Source organism: Peribacillus sp. FSL R5-0717, from assembly GCF_038002945.1.
GTDB classification, from domain to species: domain Bacteria; phylum Bacillota; class Bacilli; order Bacillales; family DSM-1321; genus Peribacillus; species Peribacillus frigoritolerans.
Genome location: NZ_JBBOOF010000001.1, coordinates 3,146,620 through 3,164,114 on the forward strand (window position 1 = coordinate 3,146,620; position 17,495 = coordinate 3,164,114).

Sequence of the window (17,495 nt, forward strand, 5' to 3'; positions counted from 1 at the left end):
CATTTCATAGTCAGCCGATGCGATGAATGCATCACTTGGAAGTCTGCTTAAATGCCGGGGCAACCATCGATGAAATCATGGAAACCTTCAAAATTGGTGTGATTGGTGGCGGCCGCTTATCCCATCATGGGATTTTCCATACTTGCTTTAGAAGAATTTACAGCAAAAGGGTAGTGGTCGTTCGCAGAGGAAAAATGAAAAGAATAAAGCACATAGATGTAATTGACAGGAAAAGAGTAGATTCAGAAACAAAACCGCTTTGGGAATCAATGTCTTTAAAAATAGATTCCTTTTATTATCATAAAAAGCGTGGAGCTCCCCGCGGAATTCACGAGTAAAAGTGCAAAACTCACGAGTAAAAGTGCAAAACTCACGAGTAAAAGTGCGAAACTTACGAGTAAAAGTGCAAAACTCACGAGTAAATCTGCAAAACTACGAATAAAAGCAAAATGATTGCTGAAAATAATCCTGAAATTAAAAAAGCGATGCCCCCGGAATTCTGGGGGCATCTTCATTATCATCTTTTCCTAGGGGAATAATCCAATTCCTTAAATAGTTCCGTCAATTCATCCTCGGTCAGGTCGCGCCATTGTCCGATCGCCAGTCCGTCCAGATGGATGTTCATGATCCGGATTCTATGTAAATCACGGACTTCATAACCTAGTGCGGAGCACATACGGCGGATTTGTCTGTTCAGTCCTTGCATTAAAGTGATGTTAAATGTGTATTTGGTCAACTGCTCGACTTTACAAGGAAGTGTTTTCGTATCCAAAATCTCCACTCCGGATGACATATCTTTGATGAAGGAAGCGGTAAGTGGCTTATCCACGGTTACGATGTATTCTTTTTCATGCTTGTTTTCTGCACGAAGGATTTCATTAACGATATCTCCGTCATTTGTAAGAAGGATCAGACCGCTTGAGTCTTTGTCCAGCCGTCCGATATGAAAAATGCGAAGCGGATGATTTACAAAATCAACGATGTTCCCTTTTATGTGTTTTTCGGTCGTACTTGTAATCCCTATCGGTTTATTCAGTGCAATATAGACATTTTGCTGTTCGACTTTTATCGGCTTGCCGTCCACCCGGACATCATCGCCGGGTTCAGCTTGACTGCCGAGCTCAGCTACAGTGCCATTAATCGTAACACGGCCCTCGGCTATCCATTTGTCTGCGCCTCGTCGCGAGGTAATTCCGGATTCACTGATAAATTTATTGATCCTCAACTAAAGCACACCTTTACATTCAGATTTTCTTCTTTAAAGGATAACGTAAATCATGGTGCATAGACAAGGGGAAAAGAGAAGAAAGCGCTCGTTGATGTGTATCACTGGATGCCCTTTACATGTTCTTCGTGACAGCTGACGGATCTGCTTTTTTCTTTTTGCTTGTCAGGTAGACGCCGAGGAAAACAAGGAGGCCACCGAGGGTTTGGATGGTCGTAATCGCATGACCCAAAATAAGGCTAAGAATGGCGGTAAATACAGCAATCAGATTTAGATAAATCCCAGCCTGGCCGGCATTGATATGGCGAAGGGAAATATTCCAGAAAATAAATGAGCCGACAGAAGGGAAAATCCCGATATATAAAAGACCGATGATGGCTTTACTGCTTAAATCAAAGTTCATTCCCGAGCCAATGGCAAATGGAGCAATGAGAAACAAACCGAGAAATACGGAAACGGCAGTAGCTGAGATGATCGGAATGTTTTTCAGTTTTTTACCGATTATAGAATAGAAGGTCCAAACGAGAATCGCCAGGATCATCAATAGGTCGCCTTTATTATAATTGAGCTGGAATATATCCAGAAGGTGTCCTTTTGTCAAGACCAATAAAACGCCTAATAAAGATATGATAAGTCCGAGTGCATGTAGGGATGAAATTTTCTCCTTTAACAGCAAAGCGGAAAAAAGAACAATTAATGCAGGGTTCATGGAATTGACAAGAGCTGCATTTATAGAAGTTGTATAGGTCAGAGCCCAATAAAGGAAAAAATTATAACTGATGATTCCGAGCATACCCATGACTAATAGTAATTTCCAGGCTTTCCATACACTCTTCCAGTCTGGTATTTCAATCCATTGCGCTAAAGGAAACAATAAGAAAACGGCGATTAGCCATCGCGCAAATGTTAGTTGGATCGGGGAAAGTTCGGTCACAACGTACTTTCCGAATATATAATTACCGGCCCAGAACAAATTTGCCAAGATAAGAAATAAAATAACAATAGATTTTTTCATCAGACTGCCTCTCCCTAAATTTATGGAATATTCACTAAATATAGCAAAATAGGGGTACCTAAGCAATATAGGGGGCCTTATCAGTCAATTTTGGACAGGATAAAAAGGCCGTTCAACTTTAGCTGAACAGCCTTTTCACACATCTATATTAAGCGAAAATGGCACTGATTTCGGCGATTTCATCCATGGTTAGATCAACGTCCAATGCTTGTAGGTTGCGTGTGACCTGTTCTGGTTTTTTCGCTCCGGGAATCAGTACATCTATCGAGTGCCTGGTTAAATACCAAGCTAGTACGACATCGGCGACATCGGTATGCTTCCTGTTGGCGATCGCCCGAACTTCTTCCACTTTTTGCAGGTTGCTTACAAAGGCTTGTCCTTGGAAAAGCGGACTTTTTGCCCGGCCGTCATCGAATGTTGATTCCTGATTATATTTGCCGCCGAGCAAACCGGAAGCAAGGGGGAAATAGGGAATGAAGGAAATATCATTTTCGGCTGTATATGGTAGCAGTTCTTGTTCTGCCTCCCGTTTGAATAGATTGTACTCGGATTGCAGGACATCGACATAGCCGTCTTTATTTGCTTCCTTCAATTGTTCAAACGAAAAGTTAGAGACGCCGATTGACTTTATCTTGCCTGCATCCTTCAATTCCTTTAAGGCACCTACTGCTAGGGGTATCACCATCAGGGAAATGGATATAGAATAAGTCGATGTAGTCTGTTTGGAGCCTTTTTAGACTCGAGTCCACGGCATTTTTCAGAAAAGCGGGAGAGTTATCAAAAACGATGCTGCCATCGACAAATTTGTGTGCCCCTTTAGTGGCAAGGACTATGTCTTCACGTTTGCGGCTCTCTTTAAGGATTTCACCGATAAGTTCTTCTGAACGTTCAGGACCGTAAATGTAAGCTGTATCCCAAAAGTTGATTCCTTCTTCCAATGCCGTTCTCAAAACATCCCTTCCTGTATCCTCACTTAGATTAGGGAAAAGGTTATGTCCGCCAATTGCATTCGTGCCAAGGCCAATCGGGTTTACATACAGATCTGTTTTACCAATACGGGTTTGCTTAGACATATTACTTATCATCTCCTTTGACACCATCATAACAAAAAGCCGTTGCCGATTTCCAAAATAAAGAAATGAAGGTGTGTACAAAATAAGCAGATGACCGGAAAGATCACCTGCTTACTTCATTATTATAGTGTTTCGACTTCCAACTCCTCAGCGGGAGCTGTTTGTCCGATTTGACTGAGCAGAATGCCAAGGGCTGTACCGACGAGAGCAGGGATGACCCACTCCATGCCGTAAGCGGAAAGGGGAAGGACATCAGTTAAGGTTTGTACGGGTCCTAATTGTAAGCCGAAAGCATTCAGCCCATCCATCAAGGCGAAGACTCCTGTGAAAGTCATTGCACTGCGATAAACCTTCTTCGGATTTTTGAAATGACGGCTGAAGAATGTCAGGACAATCAGGACGATCGTTAGCGGATAAGCCATCACAAGAAATGGTACCGATACTTTCAGAATTTGATTCAGACCCATATTTGAAAGGATGAAACCGACGATTGTTACAATCAGAATGACGGTTTTATAGTTCAGCTTGGGGAAAAGGTTCGAGAAATACTGTCCGCAAGCAGTCGTCAACCCGACAACGGTGGTGAAGCATGCCAAAGTGAAAATGATGCCAAGAAGGGCCTTCCCGCCGGTTCCTAGTAAAAGGGTGGAAGCGACAGTGAGGATATCCGTTCCGTTTTCGAATGACCCACCGGCCGCCATGCGTGCTCCCATTACACCTAAGGAGATATAAACTAAAGAAAGCAAAACGCCAGCGATGAGACCCGCTTTTACTGTATATCTCGTCAATTGTTTTCGTTCGGAAATCCCCCTTTGCTGGATTGAAGTAAGGATGACGATCCCAAAGGCCAAGGCAGCTAAAGCATCCATCGTGTTGTAGCCTTCGATGAACCCTTTCGAAAAGGCCCCTGCAGCATATGCTTCGGTTGGAGCTTGGAAAGGAGCATCAAGCTTTACGAACCCAACGACACAGAGAATGACCATGGACAAAAGTAGAACGGGCGTGATCCAGCGTCCCATGAAGGTTTCCATTTTTTCCGGATTCAATGAAATGGCATAAACGATGATGAAAAATATGGTTGTGAACATGAATAGAAATAGTGGTTGATCCACAGAGTCGCCAAGATACGGCTTGAAGCCCATTTCATAGGCAACATTCGCATTCCGCGGAATGGCCAGAAACGGCCCGATGCTTAAATAGATTACGACCATGAACAACGTGCTGAATAGGGGATGTACTCGGGCACCGATGGTTTGTGCGCCGCCTTTAACAAGTGAGACTGCAAGAAGCACCAAAATTGGCAGGCCGACTCCGGTGGCGACAAAGCCGGCGATGGCTGGCCAGAAAGAAGTTCCAGAAGATGCTCCTAAAAATGGAGGGAATATGAGATTCCCGGCTCCGAAAAACATTGAGAAAAGCATAAGGCCGATAAATAATGTGTCTGTTTTTTTCATGGTGATTTCTCCTTTTTTTAAAATGATAACTCCCGCCGACTGGCCTGAAAAAGGCTAATTAAAGTGTTTTGTGCAAATAAAAAACTCGCCCCTGAAAAATCAGGGACGAGTTTGTGCTCGCGTTACCACCCATATTCCGCACTTCAAAGAAGCTGCGGCACTCAGTCAACGTACGAATTCATACGTGATCCATTGTAACGGCGGAAACCCGTCAAAGCCTACTGCAGCATTTTCAGCTTTGCATCTCAGAGATGATTTTCGGATAGGCCTTGGACATCGACTTCCACCACATGTCGACTCTCTGTGGAACAGGGTTCTCATCTTACTCTTTCTCTTCATAGATTTTATAATATAAAGATAATTTAGCAAATTCTGATTATGAAGTCAACATAATTTATCATTAATCCTTTCAAAGGAGCAGGAAATTAGTCCCTATTTGGCGAAACCAACTTTATCAAGAGTGTTTTTTGGAGAAGAATAGGATATTACTCCCTATTATCTTTCTAATCGCAACTATATTATAATAGAAGGCAGAACACTAAAGGAGACAACAACATGTCTGAAAATAAAAAATTAAGCCTGGCGGATGCAGTCAAACAAAAACTGGCTCAAAAGCAAGCAGGATCAAGTAAAGATAAACTGGAAACAGGCGTTGTGAAGAAAACGAAACAGCTAAAAAGCCAGTTGACCAAAAAGCCGAATAACCAACGTAAGCGTACAGGGGTATAATCCTAATTCGTCAAAGGACAAGTACTGTTCGGAGCTTATCAGTGAGCAGTTACCTTTTATGAATGAGGGTACTGCTTTTTTATATGAATGCAAAAATGGGGATCAAGTAATGGACGAGCCAGAGTGATTTGGTTTTTACCGTTTATAGGTAAGTTGAAGGGTTGGGCTTCTGGTCATTTAGAGGGATGGAGAATGGTTCGCTCACTTCTAGCTGATATGTGGTAAAACTAGAAAAACATATTTTCTCGAAAATGGAAATGACATCTCTGTATCGGTTTATTAAAAACATTACAGTTCTAGTTGGTTCTGTTTTAAAATTGTAAGAGTGGTGACATGTTGTTACCATATTGTTTTGTTAAAATAACATTTTAAGGTTTTGTAAATGATTTTTTAACTAAAGGAACCTATAAATTGAATATTAGGTCTGCTATGAGTCTTATAGAATCAGTGATGATCCTTTAATTGAAAATATGAAATATATCGGGGGAATAAAGATGGACGAACGTCTGATCGGAAAAAAATATTATGAAACGATGCTTGAGGATACAAGGAAGCATCCCATTCAAGCTTTGGGTGAAATGTTCCTCGTGGAACAAAAAAAGGAAAGATCCGATTTAACCGCAATTAGATTTGCTCAAGGAGAGGTATATTTTCAGCACCATGACTATGAAGCAGCCATTTTTAAATGGGAAAACATAGAAGGGGAACTTGGTTCATGGGCGAAGAAAAACATCGCTGATGCGTATTTTGAATTGGAAATGTATTCAACCGCAGAGGATATCTATAAATCCGTCGATACGGATGAAGCTGTCTTGAAAACAGAAGTTCTTTTGCAGCTGTTTTCCCTGTACATAGTGGAATCGAGAAATGATTTGGCTTCCAAAGTCGTGAAAGAAGCAGTCGAGTTTCAACCAGACTACCCAAATGTCACTGAAATTGCACGCGCCTTTTTTGAAGAACAAAAGGATTGGAACAGTGCGGTGGTATTAGCGGCGAATGAAAGTATCCGTACAGAGTCAATGGGCTGGTTCGATGTGCTGAAAACGTATATCCAGCAGGGTGTTGCCCAATCGATGGATCCGGATTATTTCTCAACTGTCCTTGGTTCGCTATACACACTCGACCAGGAACGTTTCGAGAAAATGACGGTTGCCCTTTGGAAAAATTATAAATATACGGATGCTTATTTCGAATGGTTAAGAGTGATTAATAATTTGATAGATACCATCGAATTGAACCATGCGGATGTATGGGATGAGCTTTCCGTCTATTACAGGGATGCATATGCAGGTTTGTTAGAAGGAACGCATCTAATCAAAGAATTAAGTCCTGTCGTGCCAAGGTTGCTGGAAAACTGGCTCAAAATCGCAGACGGGGAGCTTTCGCTGTTTGCGGCGGCATCCACGTTGTCCTGGAATGAAATCTTCCCGGATACGATCAATGCGCTGGTCATTCAGGATGCGGAGAGCCTGCTTTCGAAATCGCCTAAATTGGGAGGCGGACTGGAAGCGGGAGAGAAACTGTTCAATTCCATTATCCAGTGGGCTGAAGATAATGATTTAAGGGTTGGAAATAAGCTTAAATGGATGGTGGAGGGGCTTAAAGATACCAGCAATTTCAATCTCCTTCTTGCAGGAAGTACAGGAAATGGCAAGACATCCTTTATTCAGTCAATCGTTGGAGAGAGCATTGCTGCTGAGGACCATTCTTCCCTAGTCAGTGTCAAAGACGGGGATGATTTGGAAATCCTTGAAATTACCGATACAGATAGCAAAGTTGTCGAGGAGCTAACTGATTTGGATGAAACACGCCGTCAGCGCGGGACTATAGTCGATGTGACAATCATCAGTGACTACCTAAGAAATAATCATTTGCGATTATTGGATACACCGGGGTTCAATGGGGAACAAAGCGTGGAATCCGATTTCCAAGGCTATTTACATGGCAGTGATGGCCTGATGTTCGTTCTTGACGCCCGGGCTCCTTTCACCGGCAGCGAAAGGGATCTGTTATTGGAAATTCAAATGATGGCACCTAAACTGCCGATCCATTTCCTATTAAATAAAATGGATACGATATACAGTGATCAGGTCGCAGTCCGGATGGAAGACGAAACATGGGATAAAGTTAATGCATATTTCCCGAATGCGAAGGTGTTCGCTTTCTCCAAACATTATGACAGCAGGCAGCAATTGAAGGATCTTTCAGCCTTCCTTCAATCGAATTATCAAGATGATAATTGGAAGGAAAGAAGATCTGAAAAAATCCTGGCATTCATTCGAAAAACCTTATCTTATCTATTAGAAAAACGGGTAGCCAATGAGCGGAAATGCGAGCATTCCATCTCTTGGAATGAGCAGATGGAAGTCAAACTGAATGGAGCGGTCAATCAACTGGCTGATCTGGAAAAAGAAAAAAGTGAAAATATCATAAGGTCGTATCGTTCGCTTAAGGACGAAGTGAAAAGTCAGCTTTATTCAAAAATTCCTGAATTACTGAGGGATTGCTCTAAATCGTTAACGGAAAGCAGTGATTTCAGTCAGGTCCATGTACAGTTAAACCAGGAAATGAATGAGCGGATTCAAAACTTCATTTCTGACAAGATCATGCCTCAATATTACCGTTCTCTTCAAGACTGGATTGCCAGTTCTCAAATGGAGTTCTCACAAAGCCAGCAGTTCATGGATGAGATGAGTGCCGGATTCAATGAATTATACAAAGAAGAACGGATTACACTGGCAGGTGACTTCAGGGTATTGGATGACTGGCGCCGTGATGCCGACCGGATGACAAGCAGTATCCGCATCGAAAACGTTAATATCCTTTTGCGCAGGACTCCATCACAATTGCTGCTTAAAGGAGCAGGGAAGCTATTTGGGGCGATACCGCAAAATAAGGCCAATATGTACAATCGTTACAAGAAATACCTGGAAAGTGAAGATTACCTGGATGTTGCCGAAATGATCACGGAACGTTTCCTAACCCAATTTGGATTGTTTGAAAAATCATTGGATCGGGACATCTCACTTTTCTATCGCAGTTCATTTGCCTTACTTCAAAAAACGATAGAGCAGACGCAGACTGAAATAAAAGACTACCAGGCTGCATTGGAGCATATGAAAGAAAATCCTGAGGTTTACCGTGATCCGATCACGTTGTTCGAAGTGAAATTAAGGCAGTTGGAGAGGCTTGAAAAAATCGAGAAAAAGCGTCTAGCCCAGCTTCAAAGAAAATAAAAATAACAGGAAACATTTCAAATATTCAAAAATCTATTGACTTTACGACTATATCCCTATAAAGTGATAATTACGAAAACGTAACACAATATATCTCTTATCAAGAGTGGCGGAGGGACTGGCCCTAAGATGCCCAGCAACCGTTCCATTAGGAATTGGTGCTAAATCCTGCAAAACAGAAATGTTTTGACAGATAAGAGAGGGACAAGTCTGCAAAACAGCCGATTAAACCTCTCTATATTAGAGAGGTTTTTATTTTGGGATTTACACCGACTTAACTGATAAGACTAATTAGAAAACATGGAGGGGAACAAGATGAGAAGGTCTATTAAAGGGATATTCATTTCTGCCATCGCTTCGGCTTTGCTTTTAACGGGTTGCTCTGCAGGGCAGAGTTCCACAGAATCGAAGAAAGAAGAAAAAGTATCATTTGAAAATGTCCCGGAGAGATTTGCTGATGGCGATGGAGCCAAAATCAAAGTGATCCGTAAAATTGGCGGTGATGATCATACTGCCCAATACCTGGCGGGGGCGAAAGAAGAAGGAGAAGCACTGGGGTTTCAAGTCGATACGTACACAGCCAATGGTGATACGGCTAAATTCCATGATGCAATAGCACAGGCTTTGGAGGAAGATTACGACGGCTATATCATTTCACATGGTGATGATGCCGCAACTGTAAATGACGTTCAGAAGTTGGTTGATGCAGGTAAAAGCGTTGTCACATTCGATTCAATAAGCGATCTATCTAAAATAGAGGGCGTGACATTAACTTCACAAGATGATGAAGCGCTGGCAACACTGGCTTTCGATAAACTGATAAAAGAACAGAAAGGTGAAGCGGCAATTGCATATCTTTGGGTGGATGGTTTTCCTCCAATGGTAAGAAGAAATGCAGTCTATCAGGAAAAACTAAAAGAAAATCCCGGGATTAAAGAAGTCGAAAGATTCGGAGTGGCATCCGCTGATACTTCGGTTCAGACACAAAATGCTGTAGCCGCAATGCTGAATAAATACCCTAAAGGTAAATTGGATGCCATTTTCGCAACATGGGATGCCTTTGCTATCGGTGCAGCCCGGGCGATTAAAGAAGCGGGCCGCAATGAAGTGAAGATATATGGAATTGATGTTTCGAATGCAGATCTCCAGGAAATCCAATCTGCTGATAGCTCATGGTCCTACACGGCAGCAGTCGATCCCAAGTTGATCGGTGCAGTGAATATGAGGATATTGGCTAAAAAATTAGCGGGTGAAGAAACACCGCAAACATATGATTTGGAGGCATCACTCATTTCGCAAAAGCAAATCCAAGCTTCAAAAGAAGCGGTGAACATGGCAAACCTGTCTGATATTGTCGATGGCTGGGGTGTATCGACGGAATTTGAAGAAGATTGGATGAAGGTTTTGAAAGATCATTATAAAAAATAAAAAGAGACACTCTCTTTCCAGCGAAGGGAGTGTCTGTTCTATAAGGGGGAATGGACATGGGCAAGCAACTAGAAATGAGGAAAATTTCAATTGAATTTCCGGGGGTGAAGGCGCTGAGTGATGTTGATTTTTCCGTACAATCAGGAACAGCCCACGCATTGGTCGGTGCAAACGGGGCAGGGAAATCGACGTTAATGAAAGTTTTATCGGGAGCCCATGTTCATTATTCAGGTGACATTTTTATTGATGGGATGAAGCGGGATATCCGCTCGCCAAAAGCTGCTCAGGAACAGGGCATTCAAATAGTTCATCAGGAAGTGGATACCGCCCTCATCCCTTATTTAACAGTTGGGGAAAATGTAATGTTGAATGATATGGTCCAAAACATGGGAAAAAAACAAAGGGTACATTGGAAAGAACTGCACAACAAAGCCACTTCTATTCTTGAAGATATGAAAATTCATGTCCCTTCGAAAAAGTTGCTTAGAGACCTGACCTTGGCTGAAAAACAGATGGTCCTGATAGCAAGAGCGGTTTCGACAGAATGCAAATTCTTGATTCTCGACGAGCCAACTGCTCCGTTAAGTCATACGGAGACGACGGAACTTTTTCGTATTGTAAATGAATTAAAGCAAAAAGGCGTGGCAATCATTTTCATTTCACATCGTCTGCCTGAGATTTTTGAAATCTGTGAGGAAATTACGATCATGAGGAATGGGGAGCGTGTCACTTGTCGAAAAATCGAGGACATAACCCGTGCCGAAGTGGTAGAGAACATGCTTGGGAAAACTATGGATGAACAATTTCCTGAAGTGAATGCTTCGATTGGAGACGTAATTCTGGAAGTGAACGGATTGTCAGATGCCGAGAAAGTTAAGAATGTCAGTCTGAATATTAAAGCAGGCGAGATAATCGGCTTGGCTGGGTTGGTCGGGGCTGGGAAAACGGAGCTGTGTAAAACCCTTTTCGGTCATACGTCCATCACAGCGGGTGAAGTCATCCTGAATGGTCGAAAGCTTTCTCTGAAATCACCGCATGAAGCAGTAAAAAGCGGGCTGGCACTTGTACCTGAGGAACGCAGGAAAGAAGGGGTCCTTGTACAGGAATCAGTCTCGGCAAACTTGACTGCAGCCAGTCTCGGCAAATTCTGCAAAAGATTCAGTGTCGTCGATCGTAAGGCGGAAAAGGAAAAGGCGAAGGAAATGATCGCAAGTCTCGGCATTAAAACTCCTTCAGGGGAAGTGAAGGTTGAAAACCTATCCGGTGGTAACCAGCAAAAAGTTGCCATTGGAAAATGGCTTATGGCAGATGCGGATGTATACATATTCGATGAACCAACGAAAGGGGTCGATGTCGGAGCCAAGAAGGATATATTCGAATTGATTGCAGAGCTTGCAAGGAATGGAAAAGCAATCATTTATGCATCCTCCGAGCTTTCCGAAATCATTGGCATTACCAACCGGACTTATGTGTTATATGACGGGAGCACTGTCATCGAATTAGAAACAAGCAAAACGAATGAAGAAGAACTACTATTCTATTCAACAGGAGGTAAATAGGATGAGCATACCCATTCCTGTTACACAGACAGCGAAAGCGAAGAAAAAGGTGGAACTATTCGACTTTTTCTATAAATACGGCACAATATTGACGATTATCATTCTGATTGGAATTTTCGCCGTATCCAATCCATCTTTCATCCAAACTTCTAACCTGATAAACATCCTGCGTTCCATTTCAATCGTGACCATCATTGCGATCGGCATTACGATATCACTGACCGTGGATGGCTTCGACCTTTCCGTCGGCTCCGTCGCATCATTGGCCAATGCCATCGTCATCTCGATGTTTGTCTGGTTTTCTCAGGACACATTCATCGCCATATTAGCTGCGGTCGGTGCCTCACTTTTCGTAGGGGCTTTGAATTCATTCATGATCGTTAAATTGAGAATTCCCGACATGCTGATGACTTTGGCTACCATGTTCATTATCCAGGGAATTGCCCTTACCTATACAAAAGGGGCCACGGTTTCGCAAAATATGGTCATGCCAGACGGGACGTTCGCAACAGGACTGATCAGCCCGTTTTTCGCCAAAATAGGCCAGGTACCGTGGATAATCCTGATCATGGCCGTCATTGTGATAGCGACCCATATCTTTTTGACTTATACGAAGCACGGTCGTTATATGTACATTATTGGGGGGAATAAGGAAGCGGCGAGACTTTCCGGGATATTGGTTAATAAATACAAAATACTTGCCTATCTGCTTTCAGCTCTATTTGCTGCAATCGGGGGAATTGTCCTTGCTTCAAGGGTCATGACATCGGAAATCAATTCAGGATCACCCTATTTAATGGATGCCGTCGCGGCAGCCTTCATTGGTTCCTCCGTTTTAGGAGCGGGAAAACCGAATGCCTTTGGAACCTTCATCGGTGCAGTCCTGATCGGAATCCTACAAAATGGGCTCATCATGATGTCCGTTCCGTATTATGCGATGGATATCGTCAAAGGAACAGTGCTGGCCCTTGCACTCGCTGTAACCTATTACAAGCAAAAACATTAAAATGAATTCGTTACTTTACTCTACAAAAATCCAAAAATATGAAAAAATCCTGTTGTAATGCAACAGGATTTTTCCTTTTTAAAAAGGGATGGGTTAAGGAGATCGTCATCATTTTACTTACGCTAAAATGGTGGCAGGAGCACTTTTTGAACCCTCATTGTCGGAGTATAAAGATTGACCGCAATTGTAATTTTTATAGGAACCTTATTTACCTTTTAATAAGATTGATAATGATCTATTGTAAAGTATGAACATTCATATCATATACTTTTCTAAAGGAGAGTGTAAACTTATGCGCGAAACCTGTGTTCCGGCAGGTGTGAAACCGAATGAAACTGGCTTTGGATATACGCTGTCCTTGATAGGCGGCAAATATAAAATGATCATAATGTATTGGCTGTCTGAAAATAAGGTCATGCGTCATAATCAACTGAAGCGAAGTATCGGTACCATTTCCTTTAAAACGCTAAGCATCATGTTAAAAGAGTTGGAGGCAGACGGCCTTATCATACGCAAGGAATTTCCCCAAATACCTCCAAAAGTAGAATATTCATTATCTGAACGTGGTCTATCTCTCATCCCATTGTTAAATATGATGTGCGAGTGGGGAGAGAAAAACAGTTTGCCAGTTCAGGAGACTAAACAGCCGTAGGTGTAGCTATTTTGATTAAATCAAAGGAAGTATTTCCCTGACAAGGAAATACTTTTTTAATGAACTGCCTATTAAAGGTTATCGACAAAATTCAAATAATCTTGTGCGCTTTTTTCCAATTCGCTCACGGATGGCTCATTTTCAGCACCATAAAACGCAAAGAATGAACGATAATCTGCATTGCAGTATAGGAAGGTAGTTTCAAAGGGAGATAATAAATGGTCAAGTGTATAGCGATATCTTCCTTCTTCACTATAATCCTCTTCGTTAATTCCGGCAGATACAGCTAAAGCAGCTTTGCGATTCTTTAATTTATCGCCTCCATTTGAACCATAAGCCCAACCATAAGTAAAAACATCGTCAAGCCATCTTTTTAGGAGAGGCGGACAATTAAACCAATAAAAAGGGAACTGTAAAACAAGATTACTATGCGATTCGATTAATTGCTGTTCTTTTTCCGCATTAATGTTTCCGTCAGGGTAAACCTTATACAATTCGTGTACTGTATACTTCTCCGGATATTTCCTTAGCGAATCTACCCATCGCTTATTTATGACGGATGTTTCCAGACTGGGGTGTGCTACGATAACAAGAGTTTTCAAAGATTTCTCCTCCTTAACTATTATTTATTTTAAGTATAAAGTGCACTCTGCAAGTGCGTAAGTATGCACTTTTAGTATAGGTACTTACCTAAAGGAGAGTGTTAAATCAGGTTTAACTAAAAAAACGATCTGTAAATTCCAATATGAAGAAGATGTTGATAAGGGAATCTTAAAAGGTCAGATAGTCACTTTTATATAGGAGGGATATGTACGGCTTTGAATTAGCCCAAATTGACTTACATCAGTGGGGGAAGAAGGCTTTAAACAAAAGCGCCTGGAATGGGAATTTGTAAGAGATGTGATTGATTCCTTTTTAGATTGGGGGAAATAAGGAAGCGGCTAGACTTTCCAGGATATCAGTTAATACGTATCTGATTTCAGCTCTATTTGCTGCAATCGGGGGAATTGTCCTTGCATTAAGGGCATGACATCGGAAATCAATTCAGGATCCCGCTATTTATGCCGTCGCAGCAGCCTTCATTGGTTCCTCCGTTTTAGGAGCGGGAAAACCGAATGCCTTTGGAGGCTTCAGCGGTGCAGTCCTGAGCGGATTCCTTATCATGGATGCGATTGATATCATCAAAGGGAACAGTTCTTGCCCTTGCGCTCGCGGTAACCTATTACAAGCTAAAACACTAAAGTTTTACGAAAAATTAAGAAGAAAGAGGAAGAGGGTCTTTTTAACCCTCTTTCCAATACACTCACTATATTTTGTTTTTATAAATGACTTTGCTAACATCGTGTCTTACTGTTTTGTGACCTTCTTTCATTCCTTTCCCCATGGCAATAAGCATAACATCTAAATACCTATCGGAAATGTTTAAGGCTGACTTTAATTGTTCGGAATCATACCCGGACATTGTAATGGTTTCTATACCTGCCTCGTTCGCCAATAAAACTAACGACATTGACGCCAGGCTTGCGTCTCTTATTAATTCAACCTTTAAATCTTCTTTTGATTTATTTAGATAATAATTGATTGCCGCGTTTGTTAGATAATCTCTTACAGATGCGTCAAAATAACCTTTTTGAAATTCATCCTCATGTATCATTATGATATTTTCTTTTTCAAATGCTTGATAATCACCTAGTATAACAATCAGTACTGAGGCTTCAATTACCTGTTGTTGATTAAAAGCGATGGGCAGTAACAAATTCTTTAAATATGGTTCATCTATAACCAGGTATCGTGTTGCTTGAATATTGTTTCCGTTAGGAGATTTACTGGCTCCTTCAATAAGTGTCGCCAACGTTTCTGGACTAATTTTATAATGGGGATCATACTGCCTTACGGAACGTCTTTTTTCTATAGTCTCTCTTACACTCATCGTGTTCACTCCCAATGTTATATTTGCTTTATAATCAGAGTATAATGGACCCATGATGTAGAAGAAAATAACGCACAATAAAGTGGCATAGCCACCTTTATGTGCCTATTCAGGAGGAATGAGGAATGAAGAGTCTAAATACGGGAATAAATATTTTCATGAATACTGTAGGAGGAAAGTGGAAATGCTTAATCCTCTTTTTTCTGAGTCAAAAACCAATGAGGACAAAAGAGTTTTATATTCTAATACCGACCATAACCCAGAAAGTCTTAACCGACCAATTAAAGCAGCTGGAAAGAGATGGGCTTGTCCGAAGAGAAGTATATAAAGTAGTACCACCAAAAGTAGAATATAGTTTAACTGAGTTAGGTCAATCATTTGTACCTGTATTAAATACAATGTGTGAATGGGGCACTACATATGCAGTCGAACAAAACCTCGAAAGGCAAGATCAAATCTGTCGTCATCATAAATAAGATCTGCATCAACTAGTAGTATGGATTTTTTTGATAAGTTCAGTAAGGCAAGCAGAATTTAATATTATTAGAGGAAATGTCTTGAAGATGACTTTTGGCATTCTCTCTAAAGATTGTATTGAACTAACAGGTGCTTTCCTTTAAAGTTGCTTTGCCCCGCCCGCTCTTTTTTAAATGTAACGGTTAGTTGCATAAGATTTTTTTTGCTTTATAATTAGTACCAGGTGTTAATATCAAGTTATAAAATGATGCAATTCATACACACGAGGTGGCTATTCTATGTTCAAATCCAAAGCACGTATTACTGCGATAGGTTCGTATGTTCCTGAAAAAAGGTTAACAAATAAAGACTTAGAAAAAATGGTTGAAACCAATGATGAATGGATTGTTAAACGTACCGGTATTAAAGAACGAAGAATTGCACATGAAGAGGAGTTTACTAGTGATATCGGTTATAAAGCTGTAAAGGATTTAATGGAACGGTATGATAAATCTGTCGAAGATGTAGATATGATCATTGTCTGTACCTTTACTCCTGATTTCAACACTCCAAGTGTAGCATCTTTAGTCCAAGCAAAGCTAGGCATTAAGAATACTGGAGCTATTGATTTAAACGCTGCCTGTGCAGGATTTACTTATGGGCTGCATGTAGCTAATGGATTAGTAACATCTGGTTTAAACAAGAAAGTTCTAGTTATTGGAGCTGATACTTTATCTAAACTTATGGACTATGAAGATCGAGCCACTTGTATTTTATTTGGAGATGGCGGAGGAGCAGTTCTTGTAGAATATGATGAAAAACAGCCAAGTTTTATTTCTTCACATTTATATTCTGAGGGAGAAGGCGGAAAACATTTATATAGTACAAACCTGTCGACACGAATAAATGGTGAAGACTTAAATAATAGCGGCAACCTTGTACAAAATGGACGTGAGGTTTATAAATGGGCTGTCACGACCGTTCCAAAAGGAATGCAAACTGTGATGAAAAATGCCGAATATCAATTGAATGATGTTGATTGGTTCGTACCGCATAGTGCAAATTTAAGAATGATCGAGTCAATATGTGAAAGAAGCGGCTTTCCAATCGAACGAACTTTATATAGCTTAGTGGGGTATGGAAATACTTCTTCAGCAACAATTCCCTTATCTTTGGAAATAGGGATAAAAGAAGGGAAGCTCCGTGGTGGTGAGAAGGTTTTATTATATGGTTTCGGCGGTGGATTAGCTCAAGCTGGATTGCTTATCGATTGGACCCTATAAAGCTATTTTCTATAACTAATAACTGAGTTTGTTCCAGAAGAAGGCCTCTCATCGGGGGCCTTCTTAAAGTATGATTCTTTGCAGAAATATATATTCAAGGTAAGGTAAAAACCATCTAGAAAACGATGCAGGAACATGATCTTCATTTAAACTACAAATAATGAGGAAAAGATATCTATAAAGAACAATTTCCGTTATGTTTTTTACTCACGGAATCATCCTGAAGAATTGGGAATTGCTTGCAAAAGTCAAAAAATGCTTCGTGAAATTAGGAAGCGATCTTACAAGGCTTTTCTCACCCACTTTCGTGTTAGCTGGCTGCTATTTTGTAAAATTTTAACTTTCTGCAGCAGTTCCACAAAATTAAAGGGATACCCTTGATATATCAAGGTTTTCCTCGGTGTCACTCATAGGTTGCATAGTATTGCGCTTATTACTATCTTTACTTT

14 protein-coding genes, 2 pseudogenes, 1 riboswitch and 1 other annotated feature are annotated in these 17,495 nt (G+C 41.1%); of the genes and pseudogenes, 10 read left to right on the forward strand and 6 right to left on the reverse strand.

Features of this window, described 5'->3' with window-relative positions; genetic code table 11:
• Positions 1-35 precede the first annotated feature (35 nt).
• Positions 36-338 (forward strand): hypothetical protein, encoded by a 303-nt coding sequence (locus tag NYE65_RS15300; protein ID WP_340861182.1) that lies wholly within the window; start codon positions 36-38, stop codon positions 336-338.
• 179 nt (positions 339-517) lie between these two features.
• Here the strand turns inward: NYE65_RS15300 and rluF are convergent, their stop codons facing one another.
• The 4 genes and pseudogenes from rluF to brnQ form a co-directional block, all read right to left on the reverse strand.
• A complete protein-coding gene (gene rluF, locus NYE65_RS15305; protein WP_034305927.1) occupies positions 518-1,225 on the reverse strand; it encodes a 23S rRNA pseudouridine(2604) synthase RluF in 708 nt (235 codons plus the stop codon).
• Between the two features lie 115 nt (positions 1,226-1,340).
• Positions 1,341-2,240: a DMT family transporter gene (locus NYE65_RS15310; protein ID WP_340861183.1), complete on the reverse strand. Its 900-nt coding sequence runs from the start codon at positions 2,238-2,240 to the stop codon at positions 1,341-1,343.
• Positions 2,241-2,388: 148 nt separating this feature from the next.
• A pseudogene (locus NYE65_RS15315) lies at positions 2,389-3,343 on the reverse strand (aldo/keto reductase).
• A gap of 92 nt (positions 3,344-3,435) precedes the next feature.
• The gene (gene brnQ / locus NYE65_RS15320; RefSeq protein ID WP_095678684.1) at positions 3,436-4,767 is read right to left on the reverse strand and encodes a branched-chain amino acid transport system II carrier protein; all 1,332 of its coding nucleotides are present in this window, start codon (positions 4,765-4,767) and stop codon (positions 3,436-3,438) included.
• Between the two features lie 98 nt (positions 4,768-4,865).
• Positions 4,866-5,115 (reverse strand) — a binding site (T-box leader).
• Positions 5,116-5,322: 207 nt separating this feature from the next.
• Here brnQ and NYE65_RS15325 point away from each other — a divergent pair.
• The 6 genes from NYE65_RS15325 to NYE65_RS15350 all read left to right on the forward strand — a co-directional run bounded on the left by NYE65_RS15325 (position 5,323) and on the right by NYE65_RS15350 (position 13,377).
• The gene (locus NYE65_RS15325) at positions 5,323-5,496 is read left to right on the forward strand and encodes a hypothetical protein (RefSeq protein WP_164468807.1); all 174 of its coding nucleotides are present in this window, start codon (positions 5,323-5,325) and stop codon (positions 5,494-5,496) included.
• A 494-nt stretch (positions 5,497-5,990) separates the two neighbouring features.
• Complete coding sequence (locus tag NYE65_RS15330) at positions 5,991-8,732, forward strand: GTPase domain-containing protein (RefSeq protein ID WP_328176697.1); 2,742 nt, start codon at positions 5,991-5,993, stop codon at positions 8,730-8,732.
• Between the two features lie 94 nt (positions 8,733-8,826).
• A riboswitch (SAM riboswitch) is annotated at positions 8,827-8,932 on the forward strand.
• Positions 8,933-9,047: 115 nt separating this feature from the next.
• Positions 9,048-10,160 carry a sugar ABC transporter substrate-binding protein gene (locus NYE65_RS15335; RefSeq protein WP_328176696.1) on the forward strand — a complete coding sequence of 371 codons (1,113 nt, stop codon included), beginning with the start codon at positions 9,048-9,050 and terminating at the stop codon, positions 10,158-10,160.
• A 56-nt stretch (positions 10,161-10,216) separates the two neighbouring features.
• Positions 10,217-11,719, forward strand: coding sequence for a sugar ABC transporter ATP-binding protein (locus tag NYE65_RS15340; RefSeq protein ID WP_340861184.1), 1,503 nt, complete (start codon positions 10,217-10,219; stop codon positions 11,717-11,719).
• A gap of 1 nt (position 11,720) precedes the next feature.
• Entirely contained in the window at positions 11,721-12,725 is a 1,005-nt protein-coding gene (locus tag NYE65_RS15345) for an ABC transporter permease (protein ID WP_340861185.1), read from the forward strand.
• Positions 12,726-13,017: 292 nt separating this feature from the next.
• Positions 13,018-13,377, forward strand: coding sequence for a winged helix-turn-helix transcriptional regulator (locus tag NYE65_RS15350; protein ID WP_063595313.1), 360 nt, complete (start codon positions 13,018-13,020; stop codon positions 13,375-13,377).
• A 71-nt stretch (positions 13,378-13,448) separates the two neighbouring features.
• On the opposite strand, the gene NYE65_RS15355 is transcribed toward NYE65_RS15350, so the two are convergent.
• Positions 13,449-13,979, reverse strand: a complete 531-nt coding sequence (locus tag NYE65_RS15355; RefSeq protein WP_098184931.1) for an NAD(P)H-dependent oxidoreductase — start codon at positions 13,977-13,979, stop codon at positions 13,449-13,451.
• 317 nt (positions 13,980-14,296) lie between these two features.
• Between NYE65_RS15355 and NYE65_RS15360 the strand changes: the two are divergent.
• Positions 14,297-14,618: pseudogene (locus NYE65_RS15360) on the forward strand (ABC transporter permease); the annotation flags it as partial.
• Positions 14,619-14,683: 65 nt separating this feature from the next.
• Here NYE65_RS15360 and NYE65_RS15365 read toward each other — a convergent pair.
• Positions 14,684-15,307, reverse strand: coding sequence for a nitroreductase family protein (locus NYE65_RS15365; protein ID WP_057278558.1), 624 nt, complete (start codon positions 15,305-15,307; stop codon positions 14,684-14,686).
• A 125-nt stretch (positions 15,308-15,432) separates the two neighbouring features.
• Here NYE65_RS15365 and NYE65_RS15370 point away from each other — a divergent pair, with 125 nt between their 5' ends.
• Positions 15,433-15,783, forward strand: coding sequence for a winged helix-turn-helix transcriptional regulator (locus tag NYE65_RS15370; RefSeq protein WP_057278559.1), 351 nt, complete (start codon positions 15,433-15,435; stop codon positions 15,781-15,783).
• Positions 15,784-16,062: 279 nt separating this feature from the next.
• Positions 16,063-17,046: a ketoacyl-ACP synthase III gene (locus NYE65_RS15375; protein WP_340861186.1), complete on the forward strand. Its 984-nt coding sequence runs from the start codon at positions 16,063-16,065 to the stop codon at positions 17,044-17,046.
• The last annotated feature ends 449 nt before the right edge of the window (positions 17,047-17,495 follow it).